Below are 14,394 nucleotides of genomic sequence, written 5' to 3' on the forward strand. Positions count from 1 at the left end.
GCGCGTGGCGCGCGCCCTGATCGCCGGGGACGTCCGTGACGGGGCCGTCATCCGGGTCGACGAGTCCGGCGGCGAGATCACCGTCTCCTACCAGAACCCGGCAGACGAGGAAGCCGAGCAGGCGGCCTCCGGCCGGAGCGCCGCGTACTGATCCGGCGCGTCCACGCGTGCCGGCGCGCACCAAGAGGGGAGGCCAAGCGATGTCATCCTCGACCGTCGTGAAATGCCGCGTGTGCGGGCACCAGAACCGGGTGCCCGCCGCCGCGGACGGCAAACCGCGCTGCGGGAACTGCCACGAGCCGCTGCCGTGGATCGCCGAGGCCGGCGACGACGACTTCGCCGAGGTCGTGGAGGCCGCCGCGATTCCGGTCGTCCTGGACCTGTGGGCGGTCTGGTGCGGCCCGTGCCGGGCCGTGAGCCCCGTCCTGGAGGAGCTCGCGGGCGAGATGGCGGGCAAGATCAAGCTGGTCAAGGTCGACATCGACCACGCGCCCAAGCTGGCCGACCGGTTCGGCGTCCAGGCCGTGCCCACCTTGATGGTCATGAAGCGCGGCCGGGTCGTCGCCCAGCGCGCGGGCGCCGCCCCGGCCCCCGTCCTGCGCGCGTGGATCGACGAATCCCTGCGCGCCGCCTGAGCATCCCGGGTACGGGCGGACGGGCACAGGAACGGGGACGGCATGAGCGAGCGGACACAGGAGACGCCGGACCTCTACGGGGCCTATCCCCGGCTGAGCGAGCAGATGATCGCGATGCTCGCGAACCACGGCGAGCTACGGTCCACGCGGGTGGGGGACGTCCTTTTCCAGGAGGGAGAACGCGACGCGCCCTTCTACGTGGTCGTTTCCGGCACCGTGGCGACCGTCGAGCCGTACGGCGAGGAGGAGCACGTGCTCGGCGTCCACGGCCGCGGCCGGTTCCTCGGCGAGCTGGGCCTGCTCACCGGCCAGCCCGGTTTCCTCCGGGCCGTGGTGCGCGAAGCGGGCGAAGTGCTCGCGGTGCCGGTGGAGGAGCTGCGCGCCCTGGTCAGCGGCAACCCCGTGCTGGGCGACCTGATCCTGCGGGCCTACCTGATCCGCCGCAGCATCTTGATCGAGCTCGGGGCCGGGTTCCGGATCATCGGGTCGCGGTACTCGCTGGACACCCGGCGGCTGCGCGAGTTCGCGGCGCGCAACCGCCTGCCGCACAAGTGGATCGACCTGGAGGAGGACAAGGACGCCGAGAGGCTGCTCGACCAGCTCGGCTTCGGGCCGGAGGACACCCCGATCCTGATCCTGCGAGGCGAGCACGTACTGCGCAACCCTTCCAACGCCGAGCTGGCACGGGTGATGGGCCTGTGCACGCCGCTCGCGCGGGAGATCGTCGGTGATCTCATCATCGTCGGCGCGGGACCGGCCGGCCTGGCCGCCGCCGTGTACGGGGCATCGGAGGGGCTCGCGACCGTGGTGATCGACTCCGTGGCGACCGGCGGGCAGGCGGCGACGTCCTCGCGCATCGAGAACTACCTCGGCTTCCCCTCCGGCATCTCGGGAGGGGAGCTCGCCGACCGGGCCGTCGTCCAGGCGGAGAAGTTCGGCGCGCACATCTCGGTGCCGGCCGAGGCCCTCTCGCTCGGCCGGCGTGAGGGGTACTACGTGGTCGGCCTGGATGAGGGCAAGGAGGTCAGCGCCCACGCAGTGATCATCGCGACGGGGGTGCGCTACCGCAAGCTGGACGTGCCGCGCCTGGAGCGGTTCGAGGGCGAGGGCGTCTACTACGCCGCGACCCTGTTCGAGGCGCAGATGTGCCTGCGCGACCCCGTGGTCGTGGTCGGAGGGGGCAACTCGGCCGGCCAGGCGGCCGTCTTCCTGTCCCGGCACGCCGCGATCGTCCGGCTGCTGGTGCGCTCGGACGACCTGAGCCGGGACATGTCCCGCTACCTCATCGACGAGATCGCGCGCAACCCCGGCGTCCAGGTGCTGTTAAACACCGAGGTGCGGGAGCTGGTCGGCGAGCGGGTGCTGGAGGGGGTCATCGCCGAGAACAACCGCACAGGGGAGCGGCGGGAGATCGAGGCCAAGGCGCTCTTCGTCTTCATCGGCGCCGTGCCGCACACTCAGTGGCTGGCCGGCGACGTGGTGCTGGACGAGAAGGGATTCGTCCTCACCGGGCACGACGCCGTACGCGCCGGGCTCGACGGCGAGCGGTGGGCCAAGGAGGGAAGGCCGTTCCTGCTGGAGACCAGCAGCCCCGGCGTCTTCGCCGCGGGGGACGTGCGCAGCGGGTCGATCAAGCGCGTCGCCTCGGCGGTGGGCGAGGGGGCGATGGCCGTCCGCCTCGTCCACGAACACCTCGAGACCGGCGGACTGCCGCCTCTGTGACGCAGGCGGTTTCTCCACCCAGGGGTGGAGAAACCGATGTCCACCGCTGCGCCGATCCCTCCAGGCGCGCGCGTTTCTACTGTTCAACTCATGAACCCCATCGAAACCGCCCCCTTGGCGATCGCCGTGACCGCCTTCGTGGTCTACCGCCAGATGAGGATCCGGGTCGCGACCGGCTACGGCCTGCAGATCTTCGCCCTGATCATGATCGCGGTAGGGCTGCTGTCCGGCGGTCTCATCGACACACGCGACCTGGCGCTCAGCGTGGCGTTGATGGCCGTGGACCTCGCCTGCGCCGTCGCCTTCGGTTTCCTGCGCGCCGCGACCGTACGCGTGTGGCGCGACGAGAAGGGGGTGACATGGTGCGGGGGAACCGTCTGGACGCTGCTCGGCTGGCTGGCGTCCATGGTCGCCCGGATCGCCCTCTACGTCGTGGGCCGGGCCTTCGGGATGGCGCCCGCCCCGACCGCCATGCTGCTCTTCGTCGGCGTGACCATCGGCGCGCAGGCGTTGCTCGTCGCCCGGCGTGCTCGCGCGCTCTCCGCCTCCGGTGCGGCCTCCGTCCCCGCCGGAGTCTGAGTACCGCCGGCTTGTCGGTATGTTTCACAGCATGGCGGGACTGCGAGGGCGGACGGCGACCATCGCGGCGCCCTCGCGAATCCTGCTGGTCATCGCCTTCGTGGCGGCCCAGGCCGGGCAGAACCCGGGATTCCCCCTCACCGGCCGCGGGATGCTCGACGCGGGGCTGACGCTGACGGTCGCCGGCCTGCTGGGCGCCGCGCCCCGGCGCGGTGCTCCCAATGCGTCGTCGCCGAAGACGGTGCTCGGGATCCCGGTCAGGCTCGGCACGGTGACGCTGGCCTCGCTCACGCTCCTCGTGGCGTCTCCGGACAGCAAGCCCCCCATCGCCGCCCTGCTCTTCGCGGTGGGAGCGGCCGCCATCAGGTATCCGCTGCTCAGGGCCCTCCCCGTAGGGCTGCTCACCCTCGCCGGCCTGATCGTGGTCGGCATGGCCGGCGGGCACTGGGACCAGGAGCTCAGCCTCGCGGTCAGCGCGTGCGTGGTGTTCCTGTTCGCCTACTCGATCCGGCAGGGCCGCGCGGCCAAGGACGCCGAGGACAGGGAGGCCGTGCTCGCCGAGCGGGCGAGGATCGCCAGGGAGATCCACGACATCCTGGCCCACTCCCTGTCCGCGCAGATCGTCCACCTGGAAGGTGCGCGCCTGCTCCTGCGGGCCGACCGCCCGCAGGAGGCGCTGGACCGGGTGGAACGGGCCAGGGACCTGGCCAAGAGCGGCCTGGAGGAGGCCCGCAGGGCCGTCTCCGCGCTGCGGGAGGACATCCCGCCGCTGCCGGAGGCGCTCAAGGTCCTCGCCGAGGAGTTCCGGGCCACGACCGGCGAGGAGTGCACGCTCACCGTGACCGGCGCCGAGCGCCGCCTCGCCCCCGAGGCCGAGCTCGCGGTGATCCGCACCGCGCAGGAGGCGCTCACCAACGTCCGCCGTCACGCGCCGGGCGCGGCGGCGGCCGTACGGCTGTGCGCCGAGGACCGGGGGTGCGAGCTGGAGGTCACCAACCCCGCCGGTGACACGCCTGGGACCCCGGGTGGAGGATATGGCCTCGTGGGGATGCGGGAACGGGCCGAGCTGCTCGGCGGCGAGCTGGAGGCCGGAGCGGTGGACGGCGGCTTCCGGGTCCGCCTGCGCCTGCCCGTGACCGGTGCGCGGGCATGACGAACGGGCTCGTGCCGACCGGCGGCGTGCGGACGGGGTCCGCATGACCGCCCTGTGTGCGGACGGGGCGCACATGGCCGCCCGCGTAGGGATGAGGGCCGCGTGACCGCCCGGGTGCTGGTGGTCGACGACCAGACGGTCGTGCGCGAAGGGCTCACGCTGCTGCTCGGGCTGCTGCCCGGCATCGAGGTGGTCGGCTCGGCCGGCGACGGCGAGGCGGCTCTGCGGCTGGTCGAATCCGAGCGGCCGGACGTGGTGCTGATGGACCTGCGAATGCCGAGGATGGACGGCGTCGAGGCGACGAGGCGCGTCCGGGCGGCCTATCCGGACACCCAGGTGGTCGTCCTCACCACCTACTCCGACGACGAGTCGGTGTTCGCCGCACTCCAGGCGGGAGCCCGGGGATTCCTCACCAAGAGCGCCGAGGCGGAGGAGATCGCCCGGGCCGTCGAAACCGTGATGCGGGGCGGCGCCCAGCTCGACCCGTCCGTGCAGCGCCGCCTCCTGGAGACCATGGCCCCGCCGGCCGCTACAGGTACGACCGGCGGCTCCGAAGCGGGGCATCGCGGCGGTAGAGGGCCGGGCGATGTGCCCGGTGGCCTCACCCGGCGGGAGGCCGAGGTACTGCGGATCATGGCGCGGGGAAGGTCCAACGCCGAGATCGCGGCGGACCTGTTCATCAGCGAGGCCACGGTCAAGACGCACATCAACAACCTCTTCGCCAAGATCGGGGTGCGCGACCGAGCGCAGGCCGTCGCGTACGCTTACCGCCAGGGCCTGGCAGACCTCTGACCAGCACAGACCACACCTGACCGCCCAAAAGCACATCTGACCGGCGCGAACCAGACCTGACCGGCACGCAGGCGCGAGGGCGCGTCCGGGAGCCGGTGGAGCATGGCGACCATGCCGGAGGTGGACTACGAGCAGGATGAGATCTTGCCGGTGGCCACGCTTCCGGAGGAGATCCGGGGAGGACCTCAAGACTCGTCGAAGATAAAGATGTCAAGGAAAATTCATTGTAAGCGGAATACGTTTAAAGCTGAATTCGCCTTCAGTGAAAATGTGCCGACAGTGAAAAAGGTGTCAGCCGGTCGGGATTCCTGGCACGGTGGAAGTCGTATTTCGTCGCGGGTAATACCGCGGCGAGCAGACGACCCATCTGGGAGCAGGTGACAGCGGTGACCCCGAGCAGTCCTTTCCGCGACCCCTTCGCGACGACCTTCCAGGCCGCCTCGCGCCCCGTCGAGACACCCCCGGCCGCGCTGTTCGACCCCATCGGGCAGCGGTTGCTGCGCGAGCGCATCATCTTCCTCGGCCAGGAAGTGGACGACGAGATCGCGAACAAGATCTGCGGGGAGTTGCTGCTGCTCTCCGCCGAGGACGCCAGGCGGGACATTTTCCTTTACATCAACTCGCCGGGCGGTTCCGTCTCAGCGGGCATGGCCATTTACGACATCATGCAATATGTCCCGAATGAAATCTCGACGGTGGCGATGGGCCTCGCCGCGTCGATGGGGCAGTTTCTGCTCTGCGCCGGCACCGCGGGCAAGCGTTACGCGCTGCCGCACACCCGCATCCTGATGCACCAGCCCCTCGGCGGCATCGGCGGCACGGCGTCCGACATCAAGATCCAGGCCGAGCAGATGCTCTACACGAAGAAGCTGCTCGCCGAGCGCATCGCCTTCCACACCGGCCAGCCGCTCGAGCAGATCGAGAAGGACTCCGACCACGACCGGTGGTTCACGGCCCAGGAAGCCAAGGATTACGGCTTCGTGGACCAGGTCGTGGGCAGCGCGAACCTGGTCTCCTCCGCCGGCCCGGTCTCCTGACCTCGTGCAGGCGATGACCACAGACGACGAAGGGAACCGCCATGCCTGAAAACCGACGCCCGGCCCTCGGAGGTGTCGCGCCCATCCACGGCCGGTACATCATGCCGACCTTCACGGAGCGCACGTCTTACGGCGTGAAGGAGATGAGCCCGTACAACAAGCTCTTCGAGGACCGCATCATCTTCCTCGGCGTGCAGATCGACGACACCTCGGCCAACGACGTGATGGCCCAGTTGCTGACCCTGGAGTCGCTGGACCCCGATCGTGACATCAGCATCTACATCAACTCGCCCGGCGGGTCGTTCACGGCCATGACGGCGATCTACGACACGATGCAGTTCGTCCGCCCGGAGATCCAGACCGTCTGCATCGGCCAGGCGGCCTCCGCGGCGGCCGTCCTTCTCGCGGCCGGCACGCCGGGCAAGCGGGGGGCGCTGCCGCAGTCGCGCGTCCTGCTCCACCAGCCGGCCATGGAGGGCAGCTTCGGGCCCTCCAGCGACATGGAGATCCAGGCCCGCGAGATCCTGCGGATGCGCTCGCTCCTGGAGGAGCTCATCGCCAGGCACTCCGGCCGGACGGAGCTGAGCGTGCGCGCCGACATCGAACGGGACAAGATCCTCACGGCCGCCGAGTCGAAGGCCTACGGCTTGATCGACGACGTCTTCTCCAACAGGAAGCGCACCCCGGCCCTGGTCCGCTGAGGCGCCGGCCCTGGTCCGCTGAGGCGCCGGCCCTGGTCCGCTGAGGCGACCGGCACCACGAAACGGCGAAGGCGCCGCCCGCCGAGGAGACCCTCGACGAGACGGCGCCATCGCCATGAGATCCGGACTGCCCGGCGTCAGGCCTGGCCGGCCTTCTCCAGGGCGGCGCAGCAGGTGCCCACGATCAGGCGGGTGACCACGTACGGGTCGCAGTTGGCGTTGGGCCGGCGGTCCTCGATGTAGCCGTGCTTGTCGACCTCGACCTGCCACGGGATGCGCACCGACGCGCCGCGGTCGGACACGCCGTAGCTGAACTCGCTCCACGGAGCGGTCTCGTGCATGCCGGTGAGGCGGTGCTCGATGTCGGCGCCGTACCCCTTGACGTGCTCCTGGGCCTTCTGGGCGAGCGCCTCGCAGGCGGTGATGATCGGGTCGTAGCCCTCACGCATCGCCTTGGTGGAGAAGTTCGTGTGCGCGCCCGCGCCGTTCCAGTCGCCCTTCACCGGCTTGGGGTCGAGCGTGGCCGACACGCCGAAGTCCTCGGCGATGCGGTACAGCAGCCAGCGGGCGACCCAGAGCTGGTCGGCCACGGCGATCGGCCCGGCCGGGCCTACCTGGAACTCCCACTGGCCGGGCATGACCTCGGCGTTGATGCCGGAGATCGCCAGACCGGCCTCGAGGCAGGCGTCGAGGTGGGCCTCGACGACTTCGCGGCCGTACACCTCGTCGGCGCCGACGCCGCAGTAGTAGAAGCCCTGCGGGGCGGGGAAGCCGCCGACCGGGAAGCCGAGCGGGCGGCCGTCCTTGAAGAAGGTGTACTCCTGCTCGATGCCGAACCAGGAGTCCTGGTCGGCGAAGCGCTCCGCGATCGGGGTGAGCGCCGCGCGGGTGTTGGTCGGGTGCGGCGTCATGTCGGTGAGCAGCACCTCGCACAGGACGAGGACGTTGTCACCGCCCCTGATGGGGTCGGGACAGGTGAACACCGGCTTGAGCACGCAGTCGGACGCCTTGCCCGGTGCCTGGTTGGTGCTGGAGCCGTCGAAGCCCCAGATCGGCAGTTCGGCTCCATCGGCAAGAATCCTGGTCTTCGACCTGAGCCGCGCGGTGGGCTCGGTGCCGTCGATCCAGATGTACTCGGCCTTGTAGGTCACGACGATCCCTTCAGCAGGTCAGACTCCACACGTGTCCGCAACGCCGAGATTGTCAACCAGCCGTTTCGAAGCTGTTGCCCGTTTATGAACGCCATGTGAAATCGTGCACGAGCCGGAGTGGCGTTCCTCACACATCATGCCTGGTCAGGTACCCCGTCCGGGATGCCGTCCGATGTGGATGCGGGCGAGGTCGGCCGCGTAGGCGCGCAGGAGGTCGTGCATGGCGTACGTGCCGGTCCGGCCGCCGGGGCCGATCAGGTGTGCGTGGGCCAGCACGCCGAGCAGACGGCGCGCCTCCTCCGGCCCTTCCCCGATGAGCGCGGCGGCGGCGTGGGCGTCCAGGTCGGGGCCGGGATGCAGGCCGAGCACCCGGAACGCGCGCGCGGCGTCCGCGGGAAGGCGCCGGTAGGACCAGGAGAAGACCGCCCGTATCGCCGCGTGGGCATCCCCGCCCGCGTCGAGGAGGTCCAGCCGCCGTCGCTGGTCGGCCAGTTCGGTGACCAGATCCGCCAGAGTGCCGGCCGGGCGTGCGGTGGCCAGTTCGGCCGCGACGCGCAGCGCCAGCGGTAATCGCGCGCACTGGCCGGCCAGCACGGCGGCGGCCTCGGGTTCGTCCTCGACCCGCGCGCCGATGAGGGTGCGCAGGAGCGCGGCGGCGTCGGCGGGGGCGAGCAGGTCGAGGTGCAGCCGGTGCGCGCCGTGCAGGGCGACGAGGCCGGCCAGGGAGTCCCTGCTGGTCACCACGACCACGCATGACGGCGTGCCGGGCAGGAGCGGGCGGACGTGCTCGACCGACGACGCGTTGTCCAGCACGATGAGCATCCTGCGGCCACTGAGCTCGGTGCGGTAGCGCGCCGACCGCCCGTCCAGGTTCGCCGGTACGTCCCGCGAGGGCACGCCGAGGGCGGACAGGAACCCCGCCAGCGCGCCGGCGGCCGACACCGGTTGCCGAGGAGCGTAGCCACGCAGGTCGACGTAGAGCTGGCCGTCGGGGAAGTGCTCGCGCGCCCGGTGCGCCCACCGGATGGCGAGGGCGCTCTTGCCCACTCCCGCCGTGCCGGACACCGTGACGACGGCCATCGTCGGCCGGGCACCGCCCGCCCGCCTGGTCTTCGCGGGAAGGAACAGGGAGAGCTCCGCCAGCTCGGCGTCCCTGCCGACGAAGCCGGGTACCTCGGCGGGCAACTGGGCCGGGATCGCCCACCTCCTGCCGATATCCCTGGCCGCACCGCCGGAGTGCCCAGCGGTGCCGCCGGCTTGGCCGGCCGCACCGCCGGTGGTCTGCCGGAGGGTGCCGCGGAGGATCGCCTGGTGGATCTCGCGCAGCTCCGGGCCGGGTTCGGTGCCGAGACGGTCGACGAGCTGGGCCCGGACGACGGCGTAATGGTCCAGCGCCTCGGCGTCCCTGCCCGTCGCGGCGAGCGCCCGCATGAGCACCCCGGCGAGCGGCTCGGCGAACGGGTACTCGGACGACAGTTCCCCGACCGGCGCGAGCACCCGGTCCGGCCGGCCCAGCCGCAGCTCGGCGCGGCCCCACTGCACGGCGGCGTCGAGCCGCTGCCGGTTCCAGCTTTCGCGCATCCGCGCCGCCCACGCCCCGGGAAGATCGGCGAGCGCGGTCCCCGCCCACAGGCCTAGTGCCTCCCTGAGCAGCTCTGACCGTTCGGGGTCAGGACGCCTGTGGTCGTAGGCGGCGAGAACGAGCCTGCGGAACCGGTGCAGGTCCACCGATTCGAGCTCCACTTCGAGCGCGTACCCGCCGGTCCGGCGCACGAGTGCCGCCGCCTGCTCCCTGGCCGGGGGTCCCCGCTCCAGCACCCGGCGGATCCGGTTGACGTAGGTGTAAAGGACGCTCCGGGCGTCCGTCGTCGGGGCCTGGTCCCAGACACGGTCGATGAGCGCCGACCAGGGCACCAGCCGTCCGGCGTCGGTGAGCAGCACGGCGAGGACCGTCCGCTGCTTGGCCGACCCGAGATCGACCACGCGGCCGTCCACCGTCCACGCGACCGGCCCCAGCAGCTGGAACACCGCTACTCCCCGTTAATCCGCCAAAGGCGACATAGCGCTTGAAAATGGCGCTTCAAATTTAATCCAGATTCCTTCCAGGCACCTCGTGGATGATCCAGATCGATGAGTTGATCACCGCTCGCGCGGCTCGAGAAGGGTGCATTCCATGGGGGTACGACAGGGTGTACGACACGGTGTCGCGGGGCTTTCCATCGTCTTCGCCGCCATCACCTCAGGGTTGCTGACCGCGTCCCCGGCCTACGCCGAGCTGTCCTCCGCCGAGCTCGCGGCGAAGACCGACGAGTACATCTTCCAGGTCTCCATCGAGAGCTTCCTCAGTGCGCGGGCCGCACAGCCGTACGCCGACCAGCTCGACTGGTCTTCGGACGGTTGCTCCTGGGCGCCGGACAAGCCGGAAGGGTTCAACTTCCTGCCCTCCTGCCAGCGTCACGACTTCGGTTCCCGCAACTACAAGCGGCAGGGCCGAATGAACGAGGATGCTCGCGGACAGATCGACCTGAACTTCAAGGACGACATGTACGACGTCTGCCGTAAGTACAGCGGGCTGCAGTCGTACAAGGGCGTGATCTGCCGCCGCACGGCGGACGTCTACTACACGACGGTGCGCAACCTCGGCGGCTCATGAGGTCAGATGCCGCGCCGCATCGTGCGGGTGCCCCAGGCCAAGGCGGCGGCGCTGCCCGCCGGAGAGGGTGCCCGGCTTGCGGGCCGCCAGCGGTTCGAGGTCCAGCATGCCGAGCACCTCGTCTGCCCGCCGTCGCGTAAACATGAACGTCGCGTTTACATTTCTCCGCTACCTGCGAGAACGCGTTTCGGCATGCCGCCGGCAAGGGCGTTCACGGGCCTTTTTCCGCGGCGGAACACGTCCCCGGCCTGCGCTTTTCCACAGGCGATGAAGGGGAGGCGAAAAAATATCTCCGCGATTTCCCTGGAGTGGGTCAGGCCCGCCGGTCGTTCAGCCGGCGGGCTTCAGGGAAACGCGCGCCCAGAATGGGGAGCGGACGCCGGGCAGGTACGGGCTGTCGAGGCGTTTGGCGAGGACGGCGGGGATGCCCTGCTCCTTGGCGACCTTCAGCACGGACTTCCCGTCGCCGGGGAACCACGGGGTCGGCTGCCAGTGCGGGCCACGGAGCGAGAGATGGTCGAGCGTCCGCCTCCGGTCCTGGTAACTCCTGCCGAGCAGGTCCCCGGTGTTCAGGCGCAGCACATCGAAGATCATGTAGATGGAGGCGCCGCCAATCTCCGCGATCTGACCGTCGAGCACGGCGGGCAGGCCCCAGATGCTCTTGCCGAGACCTTCCAGGCCCGGATGATCCTCCAGGGAGAGCGCCGCGCCGTCCGCGCCGACGAAGCGCGCCCGCCCGTCGCCGAGGACGGCCAGGGCCCGCGTCCCGCCGAGGTCGAACTCGAAGCCGTACGCCTCCTGGTCGCGCGGCAGACGCTTGCGCTCCTCGGCGAGCATCGGGCGCAGCTCGCTCGCGGGCGGCAGCGCGTCCTCCGGCGCCGGGTCCATCCGGTGGATCATCCAGTTCTTGCCGTTGGTCGGGAACAGCACGTACCGGCCGGCGGCCCGCGAGCCGTGCAGGACCACCTTGACCTCGCGGTCGGTCCACTTCTCCGTCTCGTAGGTGCCCCGATCCCAGATGAGCATCAGGCCGCCGCCGTACTCGCCCTTGGCGATCTCGCCCTCGAACGTGGCGTACTCCAGCGGGTGGTCCTCGGTGTGCACGGCGAGGTGGTTGGTCTTCGGGTCGAGCGGCAGGCCCTTCGGCACCGCCCAGGAGACCAGCACGCCGTCGCGTTCCAGACGCAGGTCCCAGTGCAGGCGGCGCGCGTGGTGCTCCTGGATCACGAAGGTGTCGTCATGCCCGGTCGGGAGCGGACCCGGCTCGGGCACGGGCTCGGGCGTGCGGGCGGCGTCGCGCTTGCTCCGGTAGGGGTCCAGCTTGTCGGGCGACATTGCCGTTTCGTACCCATACTCCAGTGGTGACGCACCCGCCACCTGACCGGCGCTTAGCTTTCCCCCATCGCCGCGTGCCCGTCGGCGGGAAGCTCGTGCCGATCCGCCGGGGCGCCGGCGGGCGGGTCCGCTTCGGGGATGGGAGTCCAGGCGGCGGTCAGGGCGCCGCCGAGCAGGCCGAGGATCATCCCGATCAGGAAGCCGCCGATGTTGGCGTAGATCACCGACATGATGGACAGCAGTATGGCCACCACGCCCAGGAACACCCGCTGCGCCGGCTGGAACAGGATGAGCAGGCCCACCATGATCATCGTGATGGAGAGCAGGTACGTCAGCCCTGCTTGGGGCGAGCGAATGATCAGCGTGATGGCATCGAGCGTGAACGGGATGCTGAGCAGTTCGACCCCGGCCACAACGATGATCAGCCCGCCCCAGAACGGCCGCGAGCGCCGCCACGACTTCACGTTCCTCCGTCCTTTCGGGCGCGGGGCGAGTATGGATGCGCCTGGCTCCCGGCCGCGCTCCTGGCGGCGATCCCGGCTGTGCTCGTCGTCGCGATCCTGGTTGTGCTCGCGGTGAGATTCTTCGATGACTAGAAGCACGGGTGATCGCCGACCAGAACGCGCAACCTGCTGTCCGGAAGAGTGATCTTGGCGGCGCTCAGGGCGAGCAGGATCTGCCTGGAGTTCCGCGTGACCACCGTGGTCGACTGCTGGCCGAAGGTCCCTGGCGGTCCGGTGATGCCGGGAACGGTGTCCAAGGTGCTGGCGTCCCGGCCGACCTCGAGGTCGGTGTAGGTGGTATCCCCCGCGATCATGAGCGCCTTGGTGACCTGATGCTCGCTGGTCACCGGCTCGCCCTGATCACCGGCGGTGGTCTTGAGGGTCACCGGCCCCAGGGGGGTGGGAAACTTGACGCTCTGGCAGAGGTCGAACGTCTCCACGCGCCGAGCGCCGACGACGTACACGGGGATCACCTTGCCGTTCTTCATCTCGACGGTGCTGCCGAACTCGACGACCCCCAGCGCCTTGATCAGGCTGGCGGAGATCTTGATCGGTGTTCCCGCGACGACGAACGAAGCGCCGATGGCGCCCTGCACCGCGGCGCCGACCAGCAACGTCGCCACCACTGTCGCGGGCACGAAAAGCAAAGCGAAGCGCTTCCACCGCACGCGACCCTGTTCACGCATGGTCACACCTCATATCGCCTGCTCGGTGACGGACGCCTGCCGGCGATCCGCACGGCTTCGAAGCGACTATGAGGATCTTTCCCCCCGCTCATCAACCGGCCACGCCGGACATCACCGTACGTTTGCGCCGATCAGAGTCGCGTCCGTGAAATAGGGACCGCCACGGCAGGGCGCTTGACACGCCGCGGCGCACGGCATGAATCGCCTCTCCCGATGCTCCCGCCGCTCCCGCCGCTCCGGCGCCGGTCACCCGGTGCCGGAGCGGGTCCCGCGCGGGTCGGAACGGTTCCCGGAGGCGGTCAGGAGGACGGACCCCACTGGGCCCCGACACCGGCGCTAGCTACCCGCCGGTTCCTCCGGCGTCCAGGCCTCGGCGCCGGTGGTGACGCTCGTCCCGGTGCGGAGGGACTCGCCGATCGCCAGGCTGATCAGGTGGTCCTGGCAGCCGTCGGCCAGGGAGTAGGGCTCCGGCGCGTCCCCCCGGCACCACGCCGTCATCCGGCACAGGAGCGAGACGACGGCCAGGTCGTCCTCCGAGAAGCGCGCACCCTGGTACTCGTTGCGGTAGACCACCCGGCCGTCGAAGGAGATGTGGTCCAGGTCGAAGCCTTCGAGGTTCAGGTCGATCCCGGTCTGGCGCCGGATCAGGTGCGACTCCACGGGCGTGCTCGGATCGACCAGGCGCACGACCCGGTCGTCCACGATCTCACCCAGCGATCCCCGGATGACGATCCGGCGCGCGCGCAGCGGATTCCACCACTGGTTGTCGGTGAAGTCGTAGAGCCCCATCCCCGCGGGGAACTCCAGGGTGGCGATCGTGGTCGCCATGTCCTTCGGCGTCGCGCCACCCGTCCAGCCGTCCTTGGACAGCGGGTCGGCCAGCGGCGCGGTGAACGAGCGCGCGTTCACCGTCGCGTCCTGGAAACCGGCGCCGAGCAGGTGCCGGATGACCGACACGGCGTGGTACAGGTGCGTCGAGGACATCTGCACCGAGGTCACCTCGCCGATCACCCCCTCGCGGACCAGCGCCAGCCGCGCCGCGTGCCCTGGCATGTGCAGGTACTGCTCCGCCACCTGCACCAGGCCGCTGGAGCCCACCGCCGCCCACAGGTCGCGCAGCCCGTCCAGGTCGGCCGCCGGCGGAGTCTCCGCCAGCACCGGGACGCCGGACGCCACCAGCTCCTTGGTCACCTCCGGGGTGACCGGCCACGGCACCGAGGGGATGACGAACTCCGGGCGTTCCGCGGCGAGCAGGTCCCCGACCGAGCGGAACGTCGGCACCCCCCAGCGGGACTCCACCTCGGCACCTCGTTCGGCCGTCCGGGTCACCACTCCCGACACCGACAACCGCTCCGGCAGTTGCCTGGCCAGCCGCAGAAAGAACTCCGACCGCCACCCGCTCCCCACCAGGCCGAAGCGACCTGCTGCCTGCCTACTCATGATTTTC

15 protein-coding genes are annotated in these 14,394 nt (G+C 70.3%); 8 read left to right on the top strand and 7 right to left on the bottom strand.

Annotation, left to right across the window (positions count from 1 at the left end; genetic code table 11):
• The first annotated feature begins 200 nt into the window (after nt 1-200).
• The 7 genes from trxA to MYF83_RS20220 all read left to right on the top strand — a co-directional run bounded on the left by trxA (nt 201) and on the right by MYF83_RS20220 (nt 6,619).
• Nucleotides 201-635, top strand: coding sequence for a thioredoxin (gene trxA / locus MYF83_RS20190; RefSeq protein ID WP_248962033.1), 435 nt, complete (start codon nt 201-203; stop codon nt 633-635).
• A 42-nt stretch (nt 636-677) separates the two neighbouring features.
• On the top strand, nt 678-2,357 hold the full coding sequence (locus tag MYF83_RS20195; RefSeq protein WP_248962034.1) for an FAD-dependent oxidoreductase: 1,680 nt from the start codon (nt 678-680) through the stop codon (nt 2,355-2,357).
• A 90-nt stretch (nt 2,358-2,447) separates the two neighbouring features.
• A complete protein-coding gene (locus MYF83_RS20200; RefSeq protein WP_248962035.1) occupies nt 2,448-2,936 on the top strand; it encodes a hypothetical protein in 489 nt (162 codons plus the stop codon).
• A gap of 31 nt (nt 2,937-2,967) precedes the next feature.
• Nucleotides 2,968-4,089 carry a sensor histidine kinase gene (locus MYF83_RS20205; RefSeq protein WP_248962036.1) on the top strand — a complete coding sequence of 374 codons (1,122 nt, stop codon included), beginning with the start codon at nt 2,968-2,970 and terminating at the stop codon, nt 4,087-4,089.
• Nucleotides 4,090-4,191: 102 nt separating this feature from the next.
• Nucleotides 4,192-4,881, top strand: coding sequence for a response regulator transcription factor (locus MYF83_RS20210; protein WP_248962037.1), 690 nt, complete (start codon nt 4,192-4,194; stop codon nt 4,879-4,881).
• 470 nt (nt 4,882-5,351) lie between these two features.
• A complete protein-coding gene (locus MYF83_RS20215) occupies nt 5,352-5,918 on the top strand; it encodes an ATP-dependent Clp protease proteolytic subunit (protein WP_248962215.1) in 567 nt (188 codons plus the stop codon).
• A 41-nt stretch (nt 5,919-5,959) separates the two neighbouring features.
• A complete protein-coding gene (locus tag MYF83_RS20220; protein ID WP_248962038.1) occupies nt 5,960-6,619 on the top strand; it encodes an ATP-dependent Clp protease proteolytic subunit in 660 nt (219 codons plus the stop codon).
• Nucleotides 6,620-6,756: 137 nt separating this feature from the next.
• Here the strand turns inward: MYF83_RS20220 and glnII are convergent, their stop codons facing one another.
• The gene (gene glnII / locus MYF83_RS20225) at nt 6,757-7,770 is read right to left on the bottom strand and encodes a glutamine synthetase (RefSeq protein ID WP_248962039.1); all 1,014 of its coding nucleotides are present in this window, start codon (nt 7,768-7,770) and stop codon (nt 6,757-6,759) included.
• A 144-nt stretch (nt 7,771-7,914) separates the two neighbouring features.
• Entirely contained in the window at nt 7,915-9,798 is a 1,884-nt protein-coding gene (locus MYF83_RS20230) for an AfsR/SARP family transcriptional regulator (RefSeq protein ID WP_248962040.1), read from the bottom strand.
• Nucleotides 9,799-9,943: 145 nt separating this feature from the next.
• On the opposite strand from MYF83_RS20230, the gene MYF83_RS20235 reads away from it, so the two are divergent.
• The gene (locus MYF83_RS20235; protein WP_248962041.1) at nt 9,944-10,423 is read left to right on the top strand and encodes a phospholipase; all 480 of its coding nucleotides are present in this window, start codon (nt 9,944-9,946) and stop codon (nt 10,421-10,423) included.
• Here MYF83_RS20235 and MYF83_RS20240 read toward each other — a convergent pair.
• From MYF83_RS20240 to MYF83_RS42900, 5 genes are all read right to left on the bottom strand, one after another.
• A complete protein-coding gene (locus MYF83_RS20240; RefSeq protein ID WP_248962042.1) occupies nt 10,418-10,567 on the bottom strand; it encodes a hypothetical protein in 150 nt (49 codons plus the stop codon). The two genes, MYF83_RS20235 and MYF83_RS20240, sit on opposite strands and share 6 nt — an antisense overlap.
• A gap of 186 nt (nt 10,568-10,753) precedes the next feature.
• Nucleotides 10,754-11,758, bottom strand: coding sequence for a DNA polymerase ligase N-terminal domain-containing protein (locus MYF83_RS20245; protein ID WP_248962043.1), 1,005 nt, complete (start codon nt 11,756-11,758; stop codon nt 10,754-10,756).
• A gap of 53 nt (nt 11,759-11,811) precedes the next feature.
• The gene (locus tag MYF83_RS20250) at nt 11,812-12,222 is read right to left on the bottom strand and encodes a DUF6114 domain-containing protein (RefSeq protein WP_248962044.1); all 411 of its coding nucleotides are present in this window, start codon (nt 12,220-12,222) and stop codon (nt 11,812-11,814) included.
• A 128-nt stretch (nt 12,223-12,350) separates the two neighbouring features.
• Entirely contained in the window at nt 12,351-12,947 is a 597-nt protein-coding gene (locus MYF83_RS20255) for a DUF6230 family protein (protein ID WP_248962045.1), read from the bottom strand.
• Nucleotides 12,948-13,283: 336 nt separating this feature from the next.
• The gene (locus MYF83_RS42900) at nt 13,284-14,387 is read right to left on the bottom strand and encodes a Gfo/Idh/MocA family protein (RefSeq protein WP_279339808.1); all 1,104 of its coding nucleotides are present in this window, start codon (nt 14,385-14,387) and stop codon (nt 13,284-13,286) included.
• Nucleotides 14,388-14,394: the final 7 nt, after the last annotated feature.

The organism is Sphaerisporangium perillae (assembly GCF_023276435.1).
Classification (GTDB): Bacteria; Actinomycetota; Actinomycetes; order Streptosporangiales; family Streptosporangiaceae; genus Sphaerisporangium; species Sphaerisporangium perillae.